24 protein-coding genes are annotated in these 21,809 nt (G+C 22.8%); 14 read left to right on the top strand and 10 right to left on the bottom strand.

All coding sequences use genetic code 11. The features are described from left to right. Positions 1-91: 91 nt before the first annotated feature. From AB6A63_RS03165 to AB6A63_RS03150, 4 genes are all read right to left on the bottom strand, one after another. Positions 92-334 carry a hypothetical protein gene (locus tag AB6A63_RS03165; RefSeq protein ID WP_370431225.1) on the bottom strand — a complete coding sequence of 81 codons (243 nt, stop codon included), beginning with the start codon at positions 332-334 and terminating at the stop codon, positions 92-94. 283 nt (positions 335-617) lie between these two features. Next, positions 618-815 (bottom strand): hypothetical protein, encoded by a 198-nt coding sequence (locus tag AB6A63_RS03160; RefSeq protein ID WP_370431224.1) that lies wholly within the window; start codon positions 813-815, stop codon positions 618-620. 43 nt (positions 816-858) lie between these two features. Beyond that, positions 859-1,008, bottom strand: a complete 150-nt coding sequence (locus AB6A63_RS03155) for a hypothetical protein (RefSeq protein WP_370431223.1) — start codon at positions 1,006-1,008, stop codon at positions 859-861. Between the two features lie 66 nt (positions 1,009-1,074). Beyond that, the gene (locus tag AB6A63_RS03150) at positions 1,075-1,428 is read right to left on the bottom strand and encodes a hypothetical protein (protein WP_370431222.1); all 354 of its coding nucleotides are present in this window, start codon (positions 1,426-1,428) and stop codon (positions 1,075-1,077) included. 335 nt (positions 1,429-1,763) lie between these two features. Here AB6A63_RS03150 and AB6A63_RS03145 point away from each other — a divergent pair, with 335 nt between their 5' ends. From AB6A63_RS03145 to AB6A63_RS03080, 14 genes are all read left to right on the top strand, one after another. Beyond that, entirely contained in the window at positions 1,764-2,753 is a 990-nt protein-coding gene (locus tag AB6A63_RS03145; RefSeq protein WP_370431221.1) for an NAD(P)H-dependent glycerol-3-phosphate dehydrogenase, read from the top strand. A 227-nt stretch (positions 2,754-2,980) separates the two neighbouring features. Next, on the top strand, positions 2,981-3,283 hold the full coding sequence (locus tag AB6A63_RS03140) for an HU family DNA-binding protein (RefSeq protein ID WP_370431220.1): 303 nt from the start codon (positions 2,981-2,983) through the stop codon (positions 3,281-3,283). Positions 3,284-3,336: 53 nt separating this feature from the next. Next, on the top strand, positions 3,337-3,534 hold the full coding sequence (locus tag AB6A63_RS03135; RefSeq protein ID WP_370431219.1) for a hypothetical protein: 198 nt from the start codon (positions 3,337-3,339) through the stop codon (positions 3,532-3,534). A gap of 67 nt (positions 3,535-3,601) precedes the next feature. Beyond that, positions 3,602-3,751 (top strand): 50S ribosomal protein L33, encoded by a 150-nt coding sequence (gene rpmG, locus AB6A63_RS03130; RefSeq protein ID WP_370431218.1) that lies wholly within the window; start codon positions 3,602-3,604, stop codon positions 3,749-3,751. A gap of 19 nt (positions 3,752-3,770) precedes the next feature. Continuing rightward, entirely contained in the window at positions 3,771-5,027 is a 1,257-nt protein-coding gene (locus AB6A63_RS03125; RefSeq protein ID WP_370431217.1) for an aminopeptidase P N-terminal domain-containing protein, read from the top strand. 750 nt (positions 5,028-5,777) lie between these two features. Next, positions 5,778-7,475, top strand: a complete 1,698-nt coding sequence (locus tag AB6A63_RS03120) for a DEAD/DEAH box helicase (RefSeq protein WP_370431216.1) — start codon at positions 5,778-5,780, stop codon at positions 7,473-7,475. A 165-nt stretch (positions 7,476-7,640) separates the two neighbouring features. Next, on the top strand, positions 7,641-9,023 hold the full coding sequence (locus tag AB6A63_RS03115) for a TldD/PmbA family protein (protein ID WP_370431215.1): 1,383 nt from the start codon (positions 7,641-7,643) through the stop codon (positions 9,021-9,023). Continuing rightward, on the top strand, positions 9,020-10,348 hold the full coding sequence (locus AB6A63_RS03110) for a TldD/PmbA family protein (RefSeq protein ID WP_370431214.1): 1,329 nt from the start codon (positions 9,020-9,022) through the stop codon (positions 10,346-10,348). The genes AB6A63_RS03115 and AB6A63_RS03110 overlap by 4 nt, the downstream gene beginning before the upstream one ends. A gap of 164 nt (positions 10,349-10,512) precedes the next feature. Further along, positions 10,513-12,198 carry a DNA polymerase III subunit gamma/tau gene (dnaX, locus tag AB6A63_RS03105; RefSeq protein ID WP_370431213.1) on the top strand — a complete coding sequence of 562 codons (1,686 nt, stop codon included), beginning with the start codon at positions 10,513-10,515 and terminating at the stop codon, positions 12,196-12,198. 16 nt (positions 12,199-12,214) lie between these two features. Next, positions 12,215-12,499, top strand: a complete 285-nt coding sequence (locus tag AB6A63_RS03100; protein ID WP_370431212.1) for a YbaB/EbfC family nucleoid-associated protein — start codon at positions 12,215-12,217, stop codon at positions 12,497-12,499. Between the two features lie 93 nt (positions 12,500-12,592). Then, positions 12,593-13,150: a DNA-directed RNA polymerase subunit delta gene (rpoE, locus tag AB6A63_RS03095; protein ID WP_370431211.1), complete on the top strand. Its 558-nt coding sequence runs from the start codon at positions 12,593-12,595 to the stop codon at positions 13,148-13,150. A gap of 67 nt (positions 13,151-13,217) precedes the next feature. After that, the gene (locus AB6A63_RS03090; RefSeq protein ID WP_370431210.1) at positions 13,218-13,907 is read left to right on the top strand and encodes a CDP-alcohol phosphatidyltransferase family protein; all 690 of its coding nucleotides are present in this window, start codon (positions 13,218-13,220) and stop codon (positions 13,905-13,907) included. A gap of 59 nt (positions 13,908-13,966) precedes the next feature. After that, a complete protein-coding gene (locus AB6A63_RS03085) occupies positions 13,967-14,815 on the top strand; it encodes a phosphatidylserine decarboxylase (RefSeq protein WP_370431209.1) in 849 nt (282 codons plus the stop codon). A gap of 75 nt (positions 14,816-14,890) precedes the next feature. Then, complete coding sequence (locus AB6A63_RS03080) at positions 14,891-16,504, top strand: CTP synthase (RefSeq protein WP_370431208.1); 1,614 nt, start codon at positions 14,891-14,893, stop codon at positions 16,502-16,504. Between the two features lie 96 nt (positions 16,505-16,600). On the opposite strand, the gene AB6A63_RS03075 is transcribed toward AB6A63_RS03080, so the two are convergent. The 6 genes from AB6A63_RS03075 to AB6A63_RS03050 all read right to left on the bottom strand — a co-directional run bounded on the left by AB6A63_RS03075 (position 16,601) and on the right by AB6A63_RS03050 (position 21,439). Next, positions 16,601-17,083: a hypothetical protein gene (locus AB6A63_RS03075; protein ID WP_370431207.1), complete on the bottom strand. Its 483-nt coding sequence runs from the start codon at positions 17,081-17,083 to the stop codon at positions 16,601-16,603. Positions 17,084-17,185: 102 nt separating this feature from the next. Next, positions 17,186-17,803 (bottom strand): DnaD domain protein, encoded by a 618-nt coding sequence (locus AB6A63_RS03070; RefSeq protein WP_370431206.1) that lies wholly within the window; start codon positions 17,801-17,803, stop codon positions 17,186-17,188. Beyond that, complete coding sequence (gene rnc / locus AB6A63_RS03065; RefSeq protein ID WP_370431205.1) at positions 17,784-18,485, bottom strand: ribonuclease III; 702 nt, start codon at positions 18,483-18,485, stop codon at positions 17,784-17,786. Before rnc ends, AB6A63_RS03070 begins: the two co-directional genes overlap by 20 nt. Further along, positions 18,482-19,528, bottom strand: coding sequence for a phosphate acyltransferase PlsX (gene plsX, locus AB6A63_RS03060; protein ID WP_370431204.1), 1,047 nt, complete (start codon positions 19,526-19,528; stop codon positions 18,482-18,484). Before plsX ends, rnc begins: the two co-directional genes overlap by 4 nt. A 22-nt stretch (positions 19,529-19,550) precedes the next feature. Continuing rightward, a complete protein-coding gene (locus AB6A63_RS03055; RefSeq protein ID WP_370431203.1) occupies positions 19,551-20,981 on the bottom strand; it encodes a DEAD/DEAH box helicase in 1,431 nt (476 codons plus the stop codon). 149 nt (positions 20,982-21,130) lie between these two features. After that, positions 21,131-21,439 (bottom strand): hypothetical protein, encoded by a 309-nt coding sequence (locus AB6A63_RS03050; protein WP_370431202.1) that lies wholly within the window; start codon positions 21,437-21,439, stop codon positions 21,131-21,133. Positions 21,440-21,809: the final 370 nt, after the last annotated feature.

Genomic DNA, 21,809 nt, shown 5'->3' with positions numbered 1-21,809 from the left:
GCTCCCATTTTTTGATATTTGTGTGGATTGTTTAAGAAATCAATTAATTCTTTCATCTCTTCTTTTTCTTCTTTGTTTCCGGCGACATCTTTTAAAGTAAAAAGAGATTTTTGTTTAGAAGAAATTTTGGATTTTTTTTGAAAGAAATTTTTTCTTGTTTTAAAGAAATATAAATATAAATCATGAAAATAACTGAAGATAAACCACCTAACAAATTAATAAATAAAGTGAAAATATTAAATTGAAGTTTATAATTTACATTTATAATTTTTCCGTGATTTTTTATTTCTTCGTCTATTTTTTCTAAAAATCTGATATAAATTAAATTATCCATTTTACAATAAAAAATTTGATCAGATGAACTATCTTTACATATTATTTTTTTATAAGACCCGTTGCTTAAAAGAGAATCAGAAATATCTTGAATATTTATTTCAGAAAAATTAGAAATATTATTAATAATTTTGTAAGGATTTTCTTTTTTCCCTCTTAACAGAATGTATTGAAATAAATTCGTAAAAGAATAATAATGTTGTAAAAAATATAAATAAAAATAATATATAGACGTATTTTTTTATCATGAACATTTTCAAAACTTTCGTGAATTTCTTTTATTTTTATTCTTCTAAATCAAACGTTGTGGAAACACCTGTTTCTTGTTTTATTATTTCGGAATTTAAATTACTTTTTATTTTATTATTTAATTCTTTTATTTGCGTATAATCTGGTTCAGTCGTATTATCTTGTGTTATATGTGTTTTTAATTTATTATATTCAATTTCTAATTTTTTGAAATTGTCTTTACTTTCTTCCAAAAGTTTATCTTGAATATCGAAATTTTTATTATCTTCTTCTTTTTCAGTCTTTTTTTTCTACTATTTCTTTCCCTTTGTTTTTAATTTTTTCATTATAAGCCATTATTTCGGCTTCTCTTGAAATTGATTTTATATCACTATTTAAATCTTTTTTTTCTAATTCAAGTAATTCATTTTTTTTATTTTTAAACAAATATTCTAAAGCATTTTTTGTATTTTCTTTTTTAAGAATTTTTAATTCTATTCTTGATTTATTGTATTATTTTTCTTTTGTTAATTTTTCAATATTTTTTTTGGCTAAATTATTTTTTGCTTCATTATAAATCCCTTCAAGTTCCATTAAATTTTCATTTTCTGTAGCATTTCTTGTATATTGTCGAATGTTGTTTTCTTTTTGTTCTTCGAAAACTTTAATTTGGTTTTTAAACGAGATATTATTTGTTTTTAATTCTTTTTCAGTTTGTTCTATTAATTCAATTATATTCGAACGCTCTCCTTTGGCTTTTTGTATATCCCGTTTTATATTTTCAGAATTTTGTGCGTTTTTATTGGTTTCTATTTTTTCTAATTGTGTTGGTTGAATGTTACCTTTAGATGTTTCAAATAAACCCATACCATAAGAGATGATTAAAATAATTAATAATACAATTAATACACTGCTCGCGTATTATAATAGGTTTTTTTAATTTTTTGTTTAAATTATTTCTATATCCTTTTTTATTTTTTTACAAAAAAAAATATTTATAAAAAAATTATATATAAAAAAAAAAAAAAACAAGTTAAACCATATAAAATGTTCTAAATTCGTTTTTGAGAAAGAATAATTTGATTTTTTAAAACAAAATTGACATTTTTGTTTCTTTCCAATATTTTGATATATTATAATATTAATAGAAATATAAAAAAAAGTGTAAAAAAATGTATTTTAAATAGAAAGAAGTTTAATTGATGGCAGCTAAATTAACTATTATTGGTGGTGGCGCTTGGGGTTCTACTTTAGCTCAAGTTTTAACTGATAATGAGCATGAAGTTTTGATTTATGATAATAATTTAAAATATATTGAAAAAATAAATAATAGACAACATCCTTTTTTCGATGTTGCTTTATCTTCAAAAATTACAGCAACTAATAGCTTAGAAAAAGCTCTTTCATATTCGGAATATATTTTTTTATGTATTCCGGCTCAAAATATGAGAAGTTTATTCAAAGAAATTAATAAAAATTTACATTTATCTAAAAATTTTGTTAATCTTTCGAAAGGAATAGAGTACGGAAGCAACAAAATTATTTTTCAAATTATCCAAGAAGAAATAGATAAAGACAAAATTAAAAATTACGCTTCTCTTTTTGGGCCTTCACATGCAGAAGAGGTTATTTATAAAAAAATTACTTTTTTAACAATATCTTCTTTGTGTCAAAATTTCGCTTTTGAAATCGCTAATTTTTTTTCTAATAAAGATTATTTTAAAGTTTTCGTATCACAAACACAAGACATCGTCGGTTTTGAAATTTGTGTTTCTTTAAAAAATGTTTTTGCTTTAATTAGTGGTATTTTGGATGATGATTCTTTTGGAACAAACGCACGCGCTGCTTTTATTACTTTTAGTATATCTGAAATGAGGCTTTTTTTAAATTTATTTAATGTTTCTTTCGATACTATGTTAAGTTTAGTAGGTATCGGAGATTTAATAGTTACTGCTTTTAATAATAATTCGCGTAATTATCAAGCGGGTCAAAAAATAATTTTAGGACAAACAATAGAAGATATTTCACAACAAAATAACCAAATAATCGAAGGTATTTATAATTTAAAAGTTTTTTATAATTTGTCTTTACAAAATAAAATGAATTTACCTATTATTGAAAGTGCTTATAAAGTCATTTTTGAAAAAAAACCTATTTCTTTAATTTTAGAAAGTATTTTCTCTAAAAAATAATAGTTATTTTTGATAAAATAAAATATTTTATTGTATTTTTGTATTATTTCGTTTGATATATTATAATTTTTATGTTAAAATTGGATTATAATTTTTGTTTTATCGTGTATTTTCTTTTTGAGATTTTGTTAATAAAATAAAATCTCAAAAAGAAATATATAATAAAATTTAAAAATTATAAATATTTATATAAAAATTAAAAATTAGAAAATTAGGAGATTTATAGAATGAATAAATTAGAATTAATTAGTAAATTATCTGAAGACTTAGGAATGAAAAAAGATCAAGTAGAAAAATTTTTTGCTTCTTTAAATAAAATAGTTGCAAAAAGTTTAATAGAAAAAAAAGCAAACGATCCAGAAGCGAAAATGATTAAAGTTATCGTTGGTGATTTAGGAGCAGTTCATTTAAAACACAGAAAAGAAAGAATTTGCAAAGTTCCAAACAATGATAAAGTTTTAACTATTCCAGCTAAAGATGTACCTGTATTCAAAATAGGTAAAAAATTCATGAATTTAATCGAAAAATAAAAAAATAAATTTTTATTTTTCGAATTTAATATCAAAAGGAATAGGTTTTAATAATGACTTGGCATAATAATACTTATATTATCGGCGAAAGAGTCAAAGTAAAAGATGAAAAAGAAATAGGAGTCGTGACTCGTATTGATTTCAAAAAAGGTTTTATTTGCGTTTTATTTCCAAGAATGAGGGAAGTTATTTATAATTATCCTGAAGATTTAGAAAACGAAAATATTAAACCTTTTGTTTCAAAAAAATAATCTTTTTATATTAAATTTATTTATTTGATTTTTTTATAAAAAGAATTCGAAAAAAGGTTTTTTTAAGATGAGTGATTTAGTTAAATTGATTTGTACAGAATGCGGTAGAGAAAATTATCACACTTATAAAAATAAGAAAAAAACACCCAAACGTTTAGAGTTCAATAAATATTGTCCTTTTTTACGTAAACATACTATGCATAGAGAAAAAAAATAAAATTTTATAAGGTGTTTTCATGTTGGATTTTTATATAAACAATCGTGTTTTATTGTTTTCGAAAATAAAAAAGCAAAGTATTGTTTTATTATTTTCGAATCCTAAAAATTTTTCTGTTAATTCTGATTTTGAATTAAATAAAAATTTTTATTATTTAACCGGAATATCAGAAAACAATGTTGCTTTATTAATGGTTAAAGATGGTAATGAAAAAACAGAAACTTTTTTGTTTTTAGAATCTCCTAGTTTATTAAAACAAAAATGGGATGGTGAAAATTTAAATATAGAAAAAGCTAGTAAATTAACTTCTATTCCTAGAGAAAATTGTTTAGATATCAATTATTTAGACGGTTTTTTAGGTAATTTATTAGATAATTCAAGAAAAACAGATTTGGAATATATTCAAAATGTTTATTTAGATTTTTCTATGTCCCATTCTAATAAAACACATTTATCTTTGGTTAAATCACATTGGTTAAAGCGAAATTATCCTTATATTTGTATTTATGATATTGTTAATTTTTTTGAAGAAACAAGAGTTATTAAGACAGAAAAAGAAATTGAATTAATCCAAAAAGCTGTTAATACAAGTAAAGAAGTTTTTCATGAATTAATGAAGATGTTAAAACCAGATATATATGAGTTTCAAATATCTGCTTTTTATGATTTTTTTTTAGCTAATCGTTCGCTTCGCTCTTCATTTACTAATATTGTTGCTGCAGGTAAAAACGCTACTGTTTTGCATTATAGTAAAAAAAATAGTTTGATGAAATTAAATGATTTAGTTTTATTAGATTTAGGAGTAAACTATCAAGAATATAGTTCTGATGTCGCTCGTTGTTTTCCTGTAAGCGGTAAATTTAGTTCCATTCAAAAAACCATTTATAATATAGTTTTAGATACTAATAAAAAAATTATTGATTGGCTCAAACCAGGTCTTACTTTTCAAGAAATGAATCAATATGGTAAAAATATTTTAAAGACTGAATTAGTAAAAAATGGTTTTTTGAAAGAAAACGAAAGCATAGAAAAATATTGTTACCATGGTTTAGGTCATTATTTAGGTTTAGATGTTCATGATGTTGGTTTCGTTCATGAACCTATTCCTGAAAATAGTGTTATTACTGTTGAACCAGGTTTATATTTTGAAGAATTTAATTTAGGTATTAGAATTGAAGATGATGTTTTAATTACAAAAGAGAAAAATATCGTTTTAACAAACGAAATACCTAAAGAAATTGAAGAAATCGAACATTTAATGCAAGAACAAAAATAATATCAATTATTAATTTACAGTATATTTTTTAAAATACTAATAAAAAAAATTAAATTTCTTTTTATTGGTATTTTTTTTTTTTTTTTGTAAAAATAAAAGAAATATTTTATAAAGATAAATTCAGTTGACATTTATTTATTTTTTATTTTTTTAATTGGATATTAAGAAATGAAGTTTTTATTTTATCAAGAAAATAAATATAATTTTTAAAAAAATAATAAATAAAACTATTAAAGTTTTTGAAGGATTTTCTTTATTAACTCGTTTACTTAATATTTTTCATTTCTGAATATAATTGATTTTTCATTTTATGACTTTTTTCGGTTTTATTAAATGTGATTTTTTTATAAAAAAATAATTTCTAATTATAATTAGATAATTTGTTTTTTTATAAATTAATTATTGTATAATTAAGAGAGATATTTTTTTCTTAGAAATAAAGATTATAAATTTATTGTTTCCTATGGTGTTGATATTTTTTATTTGAATATTTAACAAGTTTTTTTATATAAATTTAATATTTCAAAAATATAAAATATTTTTTATTTTTTTATTTTTTTATTTTTAATTTCGAAAACGCTATTCGTAAACAATAAAAATTTATTTTTTTGTAGAATTTTTTTGATTTTTATTTATATATTGATATAGATAAAAAAATAGAATTATGGATTATTGTCTACATAATTAAAAAAATGTTTTTAATGAAAATAATATTTTATTTTTATTTAATAATTATGAAAGGAAAATATAATGGATATTTTATTTAAAAATTTAAACTTATTAAAACAAACAGAAGACGCTTTGGAGGAATTGAATTTTGCGCATCCAACACCGATTCAAGCTTTGGTTATTCCAGAAATTATTAATGGTCATGACGTTATAGCACAATCTCAAACAGGAACAGGAAAAACTTTTTCTTTTGGAATTCCTATAATTGAAAAAATAGATCCTAAATTAGCTAAAATTCAATCTTTAATTTTGTGTCCTACAAGAGAATTAGCTTTACAAGTGTTTTTAGAAATTAAAAAATTAGTAAGATTTAATCGTTCTATTAAAGCGATAGTTGTTTATGGAGGAGAATCCTATATTAAACAATTTAAAGATTTAGAAACAAAACCACATATCGTTATCGCTACTCCAGGAAGAATGATAGATCTTTTAAATAGAAAAAAAATTGTTTTATCTTCAGTTAAAATTTTAACTTTAGATGAAGCTGATGAAATGTTAAAAATGGGGTTTAAAGATGATTTAGAAACTATTTTATCTAGTATCCCTACCGAAAGACAAACAATTTTATTTTCTGCTACAATGCCAGCTTTCATTAAAGAAATAGCTACTAAATATCAAAAAGAACCTAAAATTATCAAAGTGAAAAAAGATTCGCTTGCTGTAAAAGCCATCGAACAATTTTATTTTTTAGTAAAAGATTTTGATAAAAATAAACTTTTAGTGCGTCTTTTAGATCAAAAAAATTCAGATTCTGTTATTATTTTCGCTAATACAAAAAGAGATGTAGATGATATTTTTAATTATTTACAAGAAAAAGATTTTTTAGTAGATGCGATTCACGGGGATTTAAAACAAAATCAAAGAAAATACGTTATGAATAATTTCAGAAAAAATAGTATTAAGATTTTGGTTGCTACTGATGTGGCTGCTAGAGGAATAGATATTTCTGATGTTAAAATAATTATTAATTACGATTTACCTCATGAAGATGAAGTTTATGTACATAGAATCGGAAGAACAGGTAGAGCTGGTAAAACAGGGATTGCTTATAGTTTTATTAGTCCGAAAAAAATACATCAATTAAGAAGATTAGAACAATATTTAAAAGAAAAAATTATTCATTTAAATATTCCTACAGTAGAAGAAGTTCAGAAAGAACAAAACAATTTCTTTCAAGACAAAATTGCTTCTTTGGTAACTGAAAATCAAAATAAACAAAAAACGTTACATCCTTTAGTTGACGTTTTACTAGAAAAACTAGATTCTAAAGAAATTATTTCTGCTTTAGTAGAATCTGTAATGCCAAATAAGAAAAATTACGAATCTATTGTCGAACCTACAATATGGAACAATAATAGAACAAATAATATGAATAGTTATAACAAATTTAACAATAATCCATATTATAAAACAAAAAATAATTATAATAGTAATAGAAACAATTACGCTAATAAAACTAATTATAATAATAATTATTCCAGACCATCGGCACCGATGGCTGAATTAACTATTAATTTAGGTAAAGAAGATGGAATGAATCCTGCTATATTTTTAAAATTATTAAAAGATAAATTTAATATTTTTGGCAAAAATGTTGGTAATATCAAACATTTACACAATAAAACTATTTTTGAAATTGCTTTTCCTTTTGCTAAAAGAATTCAATTCCAAAATAATATTTATTACGAAAATAAACTTTTACAAATTCAATCTAAATAATTTTTAATTGTTTTTTGAAAATTTAAAAAATAATATAATTGATTTTGTTTTTTAAACAAAGAAATGATTTTATTTTTGCAATAAAATAAAATTTAATTTGATTTTTTTGAAATATTATTTTATTAATTTTTCGACAACAAAAAAAAGTTATTATATAGGGGTTTTATGTTAAATAAAAAAGAAATTAAAAATATTTTACAAGAAGGACAAAAAAAAGGGTTCGATTTTGTAGAATTATTTTTCGAAGATAAAGTTACTAATTCTTTAAAAGTTATAGATGAAGAAGTAGCTTCTTGGACTACAGAAAATATTTTTGGGGTCGGAATTCGTTTGTTGAGAGAAACAAAAGAAATTTATATTTACACAAATAAAGTCGATCACGATAATATTTTATCTTTGCTTCAAGAACAATCAGGTTCAGAAATTAATCCAGGTTCTTTAGAGGAAATTTCACTTAGAGATTCTGTACAAATTAATAATAACGTATTAATTCCATTTGATAGTTGGGATGTTCAGAAAAAAATTGATAAAATAATTAATTTATCAAAAATTATGAAAAATTATGATTCAAAAATTACTAAAAGTATGGTTTCTTTTACAGAAGAAGAACAAAATGTTTTAATCGCTAATTCTAAAGGAGTTTATCAAAAAGATTTTCGTTCTTATGTTATGTGCGGTTTAACAGCTGTTGCGACAAGAGGCGACGATATGGAAAACTTTTCTGATAATGAAGGATGCTCGATGGGTTTAGAAATTTTTGATATCATTGATTATCAAGAAAAAGCTCAAAAAATAGCTGAAAAAGCTGTTATGTTATTAGATGCCGAAACAATCGATCCTCAAGTTATGACTGTTGTTATTAATAATGGTGTTGGAGGTGTTATTTTTCATGAAGCTTGTGGTCATTCATTAGAAGCGACTGTAATCGCAAGAGGTCTTTCACCTTTTTATAACAAATTAAACGAAAAAATAGCTTCTGATATTGTCACTGCTTATGATGACGGAACTATTTCTAATGCTTGGGGTAAATTAAATTTTGATGATGAAGGTCAACCAACTCAAAAAAATCTTTTAATTGAAAACGGAATATTAAAAAATTATTTAGTAGATTATCGTAATAGTTTAAAAATGAAAACAAAAACAACTGGTTCTGGACGTAGAGAATCTTATAAATATTCTCCTACTTCAAGAATGAATTCAACTTATATCGCTCCTGGTAAAGACGATCCAGAACAAATCATTAAAGACACAAAATATGGTCTTTATGCTGAAAATCTTGGTGGCGGAACAGTTATGACAACTACAGGAGAATTCAATTTTATGATGAAATCAGGATATTTAATTGAAGATGGTAAATTAACTAAATTAGTTAAAGGAATGATGTTAATCGGAAAAGGTCAAGAAGTTTTATTAAATATTGATCGAGTGGCTAATGATTTAGCTTTAAGCCAAGGATATTGTGGATCTGCTTCAGGTTATGTTCCTGTTGATTTAGGACAACCAACTATCAGAGTTCAAAAAATAATTGTAGGCGGAAATAAAAAATGATTGATAAAATTAATTATAATAAATGGTTCGAAATGGCTTTAGCAAAACAATTTACCGCTTTAGAAATTTCAATTCACGAAAATAAAGAAATGATGGTCAGTTTATTAGACGGTCAAATTGATGAAAACGTCCAAAGCTCGCTTGCTACAATGACTATTACTGGATTATATCAAGATAAAAAAGCTTCTATGTATTTAGAAAAAATAGATGAAACTAAAATGGAAGAAGTTTTAGAATTACTTAAAAAACAAATATCAGTTTTAAATTTAAAAGAAAAAAACATTATTTTTAAAGGTTCTGAATATTATCCAGAAGTTAAAGAATATAATTTTGATTTTAAATCAGTTAATATTCAAGATAAATATGATTTATTATTTCAAGCTGAAAAAGAATTATCAAAAAGTACTTTTTTAAAAAAAATTGATACTATTTCTTATAGTGAAAGTTATTTTAGAAAAAGAATAATTAATTCTGAAGGTTTAGATTTAAAATCTCAAATGAGTTACGCAACTATTTATTTTGATGGTATTTTTGAAAAAAATGAAGAAGCAGAAGTTTTTTCTAAATATTTTACTTTTAAAACATTTGATGAATTTGATATTCCTGCTTGTGCTCAAACTTTTTTAACTTTAGGAGAAAAAAGATTAGGAGCTAAATCGCTCGAATCTAAAGGTAATTATCCTGTTGTTTTTTCTAACGAAATTTTTGCTAAAATTTTAAATAATTTTAGTAGTATTTTTAGCGGTATGAGCGCTTATAGAAATTTAACTAGATTAAAAGACAAAGAAGGTGAAAAAATAGCTTCCTCGTTAATAACTATTGTTGATGATCCTTTAACTGAAAAAGCTTTTTTTCAAGATCAATTTGATGATGAAGGGGTTGCTTGTTATACCAAAACTATTGTAGAAAAAGGTATTTTTAAACAATTCATTCATAATTTGAAAACTTCAATTATTTTCAATACTCCACCAACAGGAAATTCTTTTAAAAATGCTATTTCAATGACTAATTGTTACGTCAAAGAAGGAACAAAAAGTTTAAAAGAAATGATTTCTCCTATTAAAGAAGGTGTTTATATCGATTTCTTAATCGGTTTACACGCTGGAATTAATACTATTAATGGTGATTTTAGCTTACAAGCTAACGGTTTCCAAATAGAAAACGGAAAAATAACTACTCCTGTTAAAATGCTTATTGTTTCTGGTAATTTTTTTGAACTTTTATTAAATATTAAAGATATTGATAATGATTTATTTTTTCAAATTTCTGGATTCGGAAGCCCTAATGTTTACGCTGACGATTTAACTATTGCTGGAAGTAATTAATTAGTTTTTTAAAAATATTAGAAAATATATTTTTTATCTCAATTAAAAACTAATTATCTTGTAAAATATATTTGTTGATGGCGAATTATAAAATTCTTTTATTAAAGAATTTTGGAATAAATTATTTTTTTTGAATATTCCGAAGGAACGAAATAATAAAAAATATGTATTTAGCTTTATATCGAAAATATAAGCCAAAAAAATTCCAAAATTTAATTGGGCATGATGTTATTATTAAAACTTTAAAAAACGCTATTAAACATCAAAAAATTCATCATTGTTATTTATTTAGTGGCGATAAAGGAGTAGGCAAAACTACTTTGGCTAAAATTTTAGCTAAATCCATCAATTGTTCTCATTTTGCTAAAAATGAAGATTGTTGTGATGAATATGATCGAGAATATTGTCCTAATTGTGCACTTATTGATAAAAAAAAAAATCTAGATATTATCGAAATTGATGGCGCTTCTTATAGCGGCGTCGACGAAATCAGAGAATTAAAAGATAAATTATTTTATAAACCTAATTTTTTAAAATATAAAATATATATCATTGATGAAATTCATGTTTTGAGTCCAAACGCTTTTAATGCTTTATTGAAAGTGTTAGAAGATCCTCCTTCAAGCGTTATTTTTATTTTTATTACTAGTGAATTTAATAAGGTTCCTAAAAATTTTTTTTCACGTACTCAATATTTTTATTTAAATAATATTTCTCAAGAAAATATTCAAAAAAAATTAAAATCTATTGCAGAAGAGGAAAAGATCATTATATCGGACCAAACTTTAAGTAAAATTTCTTTTTATGCTAACGGAAGCTTAAGGGAACCGTTAAATTTATTAGATCAAGCGAATTCCTATACAGAAGGACGAATTACAGACAAAGATATTGAAGATATTTTAAATATATTATCAGAAGAACAGATAAAAACATTATTTTCTTATTTGTTTCAAAAAGAAATTTTACAACTTATTACTTTTTTACAAAGCATTTTATTACCTAAAGTCAATTTAGTTAATTTTTTAAATGATGTCATTAATTTTTTTCAAAAATTAGTTATTGATTTTTCAAAAAATAATAGCTCTAATTTTTCTTTTTTTGATAGTTTAGATTTTGAACAAAAAGAAAAAATTTTGGATAAATTGTTAAAATTACAAAATGATTTGTTGTTATCTAAAGAAAAAAAGAATTTACTGATTGTTAATTTTATTCATATTCATCGTATTTTACATAAAGAAAATATAATCAATTCTTCTTTAAATGAAGAAAATAAAAATACTAATACAGAAACAAACGTTTCTAAAAATAATTTTGTTGAAGATACGATTGATTATGATACGAAAACAACATTTAGAGAAGAATTTTTATCAAATATTATTAATATTTTAAAATCAAACGACGAGTCATCTAAAAATTTTCTTCAAAAAGGATGGGCTAAATTAAAAAATTATCCTAATTCTGAATTATCTGAAATAGCTAGAATTTTGTTTAATTCTAAATTATTATTAATTAATGATAATAAAGAAATTCTTTTATCATGTAGAGATAAAAATGAATATAAACGATTTTTAAATAGCGAAACTAGAACAAAAATAAAAAATATTTTTAATGCAAAAAAAAATTTAATTAGCGAGTATATAGTTGTTTTAGAAGATGATTGGGACAAAATATTAGAACCCGTTTATTTAAAATTTTCGCAAACTAAAAATCCCAAAGATTTAGATTTATCTCATTTCCAAACTGATTTTTATGAACAAAATTCAGTTTTGAATATCATCCAAAAAGAATCTCAGTTTATAAAATTAGCGAAACAAATATTTGTTAAGGATAAAATAGAAATTTTTTATTAGAAGGAATTTATATATTATGGAATTTTTAGATAAATTGATTAAAATTGAAAAAAATTTCTCTAAAGAACAAAAAAAATTAGAATTAAAGGAATTTACTTCTAAAATTGGCGGCATTATGATCGTGATGCAAGGAACAAAACAAGTAGTAGATGTTCAAATTCAAAATTTAGAATTATTGAAAAATTTAGATTTGATTCAAGAAACTATTTTATTATCTTTTAACGATGCTTTGCAACAAGTCGAAAAAGCTTCTCAAAAATTATTAAAAAAAGCAGTTGCTTATCAAGATTGTGATTTTTAATATAAAAAAAACAAAAAATATTTTTTGTTTTTTCTTTTTTTATATTATTCGTTTATGTTTTGAATTTGTTTTATAAAAAAGGAGATTTTTGTTTTGACAAAAAATAATAAAGAAATTAATGTTTTAGATTCTATGGTCGATCTTTCTTATCAAATTTTATATCAAAATAAAGAACCTATGTCGATCAACGAATTAATCAAAAAAGTTTTTGAAATGAAAAATATAGAATCTGATGATAAAGATAAATTTATTCAATTATATTTAGATATTGTTTCTAGTGGTCGTTTCGTTTTTGTTGGGCATGATTTATGGAATATTAAAACTAATAACTTACATTTATGGGATCAAGATTATTTCACCGTTCTCAAAGGAGAAGAATCAGAAACTCAAGATGTTATTTACGAAGGAAAAGAAATTTTAGATTTTAAAGAATTCGATTTAGACAAAAATAAAAATGATGAAGATATTTCAGAAGACGAAAATGAAGATGATGTTAAATTAGAAGATAAAGAATTAGATTTAAATATAGATTCAGAAGTTTTAGATATTCCTGAAGAAAATATAGAAGAAGAATTATTTGATAACATCGATAAAAACACAAATACTGAAGAAAACGAATTTGTTAATGATGAGTATGAGGAATATTTTTAATATCTAAAAAAGAATATAAAATAATTTTTGAATTAAATAATATTTTATTGAACAGTTGAGGAAAAAAATGTTTTTAGGTATATATGATTATACTGTTTGGTTAACTTACTCCAATCTTTTGATAGGTTTTTTAGGTATATTTATTACTGTTAATGAACCCTCTCGAATTAATAATTTAAATTACGCAGCTATTTGTTTATTGTTGGCAGGGATTTGTGATTATTTTGACGGAATAGTAAGTAATTTCAAAAAAACAAGAACATTGAAAGAAAAAAAATATGGAGTTCAAATAGATTCTTTAGTTGATATTGTTAGCTTCGGTCTTTTACCTGTTTTGATAGGATGGAGTTTATTTAAACCTTATTTAGCTGAAAACAGAATGTGTTATTTATTATTTTACGTTATCGCTGGTGCATATCTTTTAACTGCGTTAATTAGATTAGCTTTTTTTAATGTTTCAAAAGAAGAATATTTGAATTCAGAAAAGACACCAAATGAGCGTCCTCATGTACAAATGTTCACTGGCGTTCCAGTAACTTGTGCCGCTTTGTTTTTCCCCTTTGTGATTTTAATAAATAAAATATTATCTCAATCTCAATTGAATGAACCAATCCCTTTTTTATATATATTGTGTTTGTTTATTTTTTCTTTTTTATTTATTTTCGATAAAATTAAATTTAAAAAATTAAAAAATTTAATTGTTGTTATGTTTTTATTATCTGCATCCGTTATATTAATACTTAAATTATTGATTTAAAAGAATATTCAATTGTATATTTATTTTTAAAATATCAAACAGTTACAAGAGGTATTTTAGTGAAAGACGAAAAAGATACTAATATTCAACTTCAATTTTTATATTCTAATTTAGAAACAAGTTTTTTAAAAAGATTATTTTTAAGAATTTGTATTTCTAAAATAGTTAGTATAATAATTGGTTTGTATTTAAAATCTCCTTTTTCTAAAATGCATATTAAAAAAATAGTCAAAAAAAATAATATAGACTTAAATTTATTTACTAAAAAAAAATTTAAGTCTTATAATGATTTTTTTGTGAGAAAATATAAAAAAGTTTTTTTTAGTAAAAAAAAATCTGTTTTGATTAGCCCTTGTGAAGGCCGAATAACTTTTTTTTCGATTAATGAAAAAAGTATTTTTTCTATTAAAGGTGTGAATTATCATTTAGAAGATCTTTTGAAAAATAGTCAATTAGCTTCAGAATATATTAACGGAGATTTATTAATTTTTCGTTTAAGACCTATTGATTATCATCGATATATATTTATTGATGACGGACACCAAAACAAAGAAAATTTTTGTTCTATTAAAGGAAAATTACATACTGTCAATCCGATTGCTTTTAAATATTTTAATGTTTTTCATGAAAATAGTCGAGAATATAATATCTTAGAAACCAAAAATTTTGATAAAGTAGTTCAAATAGAAATCGGTTCTTTATTAGTTAGCAAAATTAATAATTATTCTATTTTGAATTTTACTAAAGGACAAGAAAAAGGTTTTTTTTCGTTTGGCGGTTCTACTATTATTCTTTTATTTAAAAAAAATATATTACAAATAGACAAGGAATTTTTAGAAAATAGTCAAAAACATATTGAAACTAAAGTTTCTTTAGGACAAAAAATAGGGATTAAAAAGAATTTATAATTATTTTATTTTATTTTATTTATTTATAATAATAAAATAATTTTTATTTTTAATTCGAAATGAGAGGAATTGAATATGAATATTAAAAACAAAAAAAAGAAATTTATTTTTATTACAGGTGGAGTAGTTTCAGGTTTAGGAAAAGGAATTATTAGTTCTTCCATAGGACAAATTTTAAAAAGTAGGGGTTTAAAAGTTTTTATTAAAAAAATAGATCCTTATATCAATGTTGATTCCGGAACTATGAACCCGACACAACACGGAGAAGTATTTGTTACTAATGACGGAGCTGAAACAGATTTAGATTTAGGTCATTACGAAAGATTTTTAGACGAAAATTTATCTAAAAAATCTAATATCACAACAGGCCAAATTTATCAAAATGTTATTAGTAAAGAAAGAAAAGGTGAATATTTAGGTCAAACAATTCAAGTAATTCCTCATATTATTAACGAAATCAAAGAAAGAATTTTAGAAACGACAAACGAAAACGATTCTTATGATATTTTTATTATCGAAATCGGTGGTACTGTAGGAGATATCGAATCTTTACCTTTTTTAGAATCAATTCGTCAAATTCGTTATGATTTAGGTTATAATAACACTCTTTATATTCATACTACTTTAATTCCTTATTTAAAAAATTCAAATGAAATCAAAACTAAACCTACTCAACACAGTGTTAAAGAATTAAGATCATTAGGGATTCAACCTCAAATTTTAATTTTAAGAAGTGAAAAAGTTGTTTCACCTGAAATTAAAAAGAAAATTTCGATTTTGTGTGACGTTAAAGAAGAAGCTATTTTTGAAAATATTGATGTTGATATTTTATATAAAATTATTGTTAATTTATCAAATCAAAAAATAGATGATTTTATTTTAGATCATTTTCAAATCAAAAATTTAATTCCTTTAGATATTTCTCCGTGGCAAAATTTAATTCAAAAAACTCAAAATTTAAAACAAAAAATTAAAATAGGTTTAGTCGGAAAATATGTTTCTGTTCATGATTCTTATCTTTCCATCGTTGAATCTTTAAAACATGCATCAGTCGAAAACGATACTCAAGTAGATATTAAATGGATCGATTCCAGTGAATTAAATGATTCTAATGTTTCTGGTATTTTAGATGAATGCGACGGAATCTTAATCCCGGGTGGTTTTGGTTTTAGAGCTATTAACGGAAAATTAAAAGCTATTAAATACGCTCGTGAGAATAATATTCCTATTTTCGGTATTTGTTTAGGTATGCAGTTGATGGTTATTGAATACGCTCAAAATGTTTTAAAATTAAAAGATTCTAACACAACAGAAATTGATCCAGACGCCTTAAACCCAGTAATAACTAAAAAAATCAAAGATAATGATTTAGGAGGAACTTTAAGATTGGGTTCATTCCCTTGTCATTTAAAAAAGAATACTAAAAGTTATGAAATTTTTCAAAAAGAAATTATTCACGAAAGACACAGACATCGTTATGAAATGAATTCTGATTTTATTGATGTTTTTTCCAAAGATGAAAATTTTGTTATTTCAGGGATCAATATGAAAGAAAATTTACCAGAAATTATAGAATTAAAAAATCATATTTGGTTTATCGGAGTTCAATTTCATCCTGAATTTTTATCTAGACCTTTAAAAGCTCATCCTTTATTTAAAGATTTTATACATTCTGTTTTAAATAAATAAAAAAAATAATATAAATAAAAAAAAAAAAAAACAATCAATTATGTTTTTTTTTTTTTTTTATTTATATTATTGAAATTTTGTTTATGCTATGATTGATTATTCAAATTTTACTTCTAATTTAGCTTGAGTATTGATATCTGTTGCTAATTTTTTTGCTTCGTCTTTTACTTTGTTTAATGCATTTACGAAAGTATCTTTAGTAAAACCTGTTTCTTTAGATTTGGTTTCTAATTCAGTCATTGCCGTTGTCAAAGTATCAACAGTAGCTTTAATTTTGTCTGAGTCTTTTTTACCTTTGTTAAAATTATCAATAGCTGTTTTAATTTCGTCTATTTTAATTTTACCTTTTACGCTTGTCAATGTTGTGCCTGCTTTTGTTGCATCAGATGTATAAGCATCATCAATTGATATTGCATTTGCGTCTTTGTGTAATTTTTCAATAGTGCTTTTAAGTGATTTTCTACCCAAAGCAAACCATAATATTACAGAGATAATAACTATTAAACCAACTGAAACACTACTAACTATTATTTTTCCTTTTTTAGTACTCAAAAATTTTTCATTTGCTGCTTTTTGCATTTTAAAATTCCTTTCTTGTGTAATTAATTATTTTTTATTAAATCTTTTAAGATTCAATATTATTATTATAACATAAATCAAACTTTATTTAAGTTATAATACTTATTTAATTTTACTAAAAATTTTATGAAGTATTTGATCGGTTTTATTATCTTTTTCAAATTTAATATTATTATTTTTATAATTTAAAAGTCTATCTATATAATAAATCGATTTTTGTTGATGTACAACAGCTTGTTCGATAGCTTTTATGATGTCTTCATGAGAAAAGTTTTGATTCAAATACCAATTTTTGATTATTTCTAATTCAAACGACGCTAAATTATTTTTTTTTAATTTTTCAATTTCTTCTATAGTTTCTGCGATATTTGTTTTTTTTTCTTTTAATTTTATTTTCTTTGTTTTTTCAGAATAAATTTCTTCTATTTTAAGAAAAGTATTATCTAAATTAAAGACTTCAATTATTTTGTCATCTTGTTTTTCTTGAGACAAAGAGAAGAAATTTTTTTTCAATAATTCCGCTAAAATGTTTTCTACTTCATTTTTAGAGAGATTTGTTTTTTCTGCTAAAAAGACAGAGGAAAAATTTTTATTTTCATAACAATTAAATAAACATAATAAAATAATTAATTCTTGCGATGTTAAATCCATTTTATTATATTCATTAATTAAAATTTTTTCAATGTTCAAATATCCAGCTTCATAAATAGTTTTCAACATTCTGTATAATCCTCTCTTTATTAATTTTGTTTAATGCTTTTTCTGCTGCTTTTTGTTGCGATGATTTTTTAGTTTTACCGGAACCTTTTCCGAATAATTTACCTTCTAAGTAAACTTCGGATATAAATTCTTTTTCGTGTGCTAATCCTTTTTCTTCAACGATTTTATAATAAATATCTGTTTTATTGTTTTGGGTTAATTCTTGTAATTGTGTTTTGAAATCTATTATATTAATTATTTTATTTAAACAAGGTAAGACAACATAATTAAATGTTTTTTCTACTTGTTTATAGCCTAAATCTAAATAAATAGCCGCGAATAAAGCTTCAAAGGCGTCTGCTATAATAGAATAGTTAATATGAAATCTTTTTTTCTCTCCTTTTCCTAATAAAATATAATTTTTTAATTTGATTTCTTGAGCGTAAATTAATAAAGAACTAACACAAACAGCTTGAGCTCTTTTTTTAGTCATAATTCCTTCATCATATTTATTTTTTTTATATAAATAATTAGCCATCAAAAAGTTAATAATAGAATCTCCTAAAAATTCCAATCTTTCGTTATTTTTATTTTTATTGAGATTATTTTCGTTAGCGTAAGAACTATGAGTTAAAGCTTTGGTATAAATTTGAATATTTTGGGGTTTGATATTTAATCTTTTGAATAATTTATTTAAATTCATAATTCATCATTTATTCCTTTAGATAATGTAAAGTTTTTATAAACTTTATTGATAAAATTTTGTTCAATTAAAATTTTAGCCTGTAGAATAGCTTTATAAAAAGCATATTCATCGGAATCACCATGTGCTTTGATTACGATTTTATTTAATCCTAATAACATAGCTCCTCCCATTTCTTTAGCATCTAATTTTTTTTTTATTTTTTTCATTTTATTAGCGAAAAATATTTTAGTAATAATTTTTTTCAACCAATTTTCAGTCAAAACATTTTTGACAATTTGAAAAGAATTTTGAATTGCTCCTTCATAACTTTTTAAAACCATATTAGAGGTAAAGGCATCACTTAATAAAATATCTGCGTCAGTAGCTAAAACATTTTTGGATTCTTCATTACCTTGAAAATTAATTCTAATATCTTTTTCTAATAAATTATAAAGTTTTTTCTCAAAATTTCTTCCTTTATTTTTCTCTATTCCGATATTTAATAGTTTAATTATCGGATTTTTGATTTGAAATAATTCTTGAAAAGCGATTGTAGCGTAAATAGCGAAGTTAAGTAAATTTTCTGGTTCTATTTCGATATTAGCACCCGCATCTATTAAAATTATCTTTTTATCATTGATAGAATTAAAAATAGGCGCCAAAGCGATTCTTTTAGCGAAAGAGGTAGTTCTAATGATTAAAAAACTAGATAAAACTAAAGCTTGAGTAGGTCCAGCTGATACTGTTCCGTCTACTTCGTTATTTTTGGCCGCTTGAAGAGCTAAAAACATAGAATTTTCTGGATGATCTCTTAATTCTTCTCTTGTATTTTCGATATCCATTTTTAGAAATAAAGGAGTATGAACAATCGTTAATCTTTGTTGTAGAGAATTATAAGCTTTTGATAAAGAATTTTTTTGAATAATCTGTTCTATTTGTTTTCGATCTCCATAGAGATTGATGGATAAATTTTTCTCTTCTCTTAAAGCACGAAAAACAGCTTTGGTTGTGATTGCTGGTCCATGATCTCCACCCATAGCGTCGACAGCTAATTTAATCATTTAATATATGTCCTATCTTTATTTATTTAGAATTGAATAAATTTTCAAAATCTTTGGTAATTTTATCTATAATATCAAAATCTTCATATATATTTAAAAAAATATATTTCAAAAAACCACTTTGTTTGGTTCCTGTGAAATCTCCAGGACCTCTATTTTTAAGATCGATTTTGCTTAAATTAAAACCATCATTTTCATGTTGTAAACTATTCAAACGTTCGTTTTCTTTAGCGGATACCAAAAAACAATAATTAATTTTATTATTTCGACCCACTCTACCTCTTAATTGATGTAATTGACTTAAACCAAAATATTCCGCTCCTAAAATAATAATTGTTGTTGTGTTAGCGATGTCAATTCCAACTTCGATAATAGATGTTGTTAACAAAACCCCTTTTCGATCATTGATAAATTTTTGAATGGTTTCATCTTTTTCTTCTGTTTTTTGTTTCCCATGTAAAACATAGAAATTTTCTATTTTTTTTTCTTTGAAAAAAACACTCATATTTTCAATATTAAATGTTTTTTTATTATCTTTAATAGCAGGAACAACAATATAAGTCTGTTCGTTTTTATCTTGATTTTTTAGAATTAAAGAAATAACATCTTTAAAAGAACATGTTTTAGTAATGATATTATCTTTATTTTGGTGTTTTTTTTCTAATATAGAAATTCTCAATAAACCAAAATAAATAATAGCCAAAGTTTTCGGAATCGGTGTCGCTGTTAAATAAATAATATCAGAATGGATATTTTGAGAAATAATTTTATTTTGGATATTCGTGCCAAATTTATGATTTTCATCGATTATAATTAATCCTAAATCATTAAAATCAATATTAGCCAGTAAATGAGTTCCAAAAATCATTTTATACTGATTTTCTTTTATTAATTTCTGAATTGTTTTTTTATTTTTACTTTTAGAAGTGATAAAAATAGATTCTATATGGGGAAAAAATTTTTGAAAATTGGTATAATGTTGTTGAGATAAAATTTCTGTCGGAGCCATCATTAAAACTTGTTTATTTAAATTAATGATTCCTAAAGCAGCAATGAAACCTATGATTGTTTTCCCAGAACCAACATCACCTTGAACTAATCTCTGGGTAGTATAATTTTTTTTAAAATCTAAATAAATTTCATTGACTATTTTTTTTTGATTGACTGTTAATTGAAAAGGAATCGTGGAAATCATTTGTCTGACATAATCTAAATTAAATTTCAAAGGAACCTTAGGAATTATTTTTTGTTCTTGAAATAATTTTTTAATGATAAAAAAAGCCTCTTCGTATTTGAATCTTTTAATAGCTTGTTTCAGCATTATATCATTAGGAGGGATATGAATATTTCGAAAAGCTTCTTTTCTATTTATTAAATTATATTTTTTCAAAAAATTGGTTTCTAAATTTTCTTTTATTCTTAAAGAAGGATATTCAAAAATTTTTTTAATCAATTTGGCAACTTCTTTATCTGGAATATTTTTTAATTTATAAACAGGTTGAATAGTGTTTTCGACATTGTTTTTTGAAGAAATAAAAGAAGAGACGATCGAATTATAACGCTTATAATATGTTCCTTTAATGAATATTTTTTGATTTAATTTTAATAAATTTGAAAAAAAAAATTATGAAAAATAATTACACGAAAGGTTATATTATTTTCAACTAAAACTTCAAACATTTGAGTAGATTTTTTAAAAAAACTTTTCACAGCGATAGGTTTTTTAATTATAATTCCCCATAAATTAACTTTTTGTTTATCAGATATTTCTTTTAAATCAGAGATAATAGAATTTTCATATTTTTTGGGTTTTTTTAAAATTAATTCTTTTATTTGAGTAATATTGTTTTGGAGGAGTTTAGGATATAAACGAGATTCAAGAAAAAGTTTTTGTAAATGTAAATCAATCATTTTTACCTCTTTTTTATTTTTGATTTGCGACACAAAAACAAAAAGTTAATTTATTTTGTAATGAAAATATCTCAAAATGAAAAAAAATTAATATTAATTTTTTTAAAATTTTTAATAAAATTAATATTGATTTTTTTTATTTAATTTAATGAATTTTATTTTTGGAGAAAAACAAAATTCATTAAATATTATAACATATTTTAAAATTTTATAAAAAATCCTTTGATTTATTTTTAATTATTTATTTTTAATTATTTATTTTTAATTATTTATTTTTAATTATTTATTTTTAATTATTTATTTTTAATTATTTATTTTTAATTATTTATTTTTAATTATTTATTTTTAATTATTTATTTTTAAAATTTTC

Source organism: 'Camptotheca acuminata' phytoplasma (assembly GCF_041276565.1).
Lineage (GTDB): Bacteria > Bacillota_I > Bacilli_A > Acholeplasmatales > Acholeplasmataceae > Phytoplasma.
The sequence above is the reverse complement of the archived record's forward strand: the minus strand, read 5'-3'. Positions and strand labels throughout refer to the sequence as shown.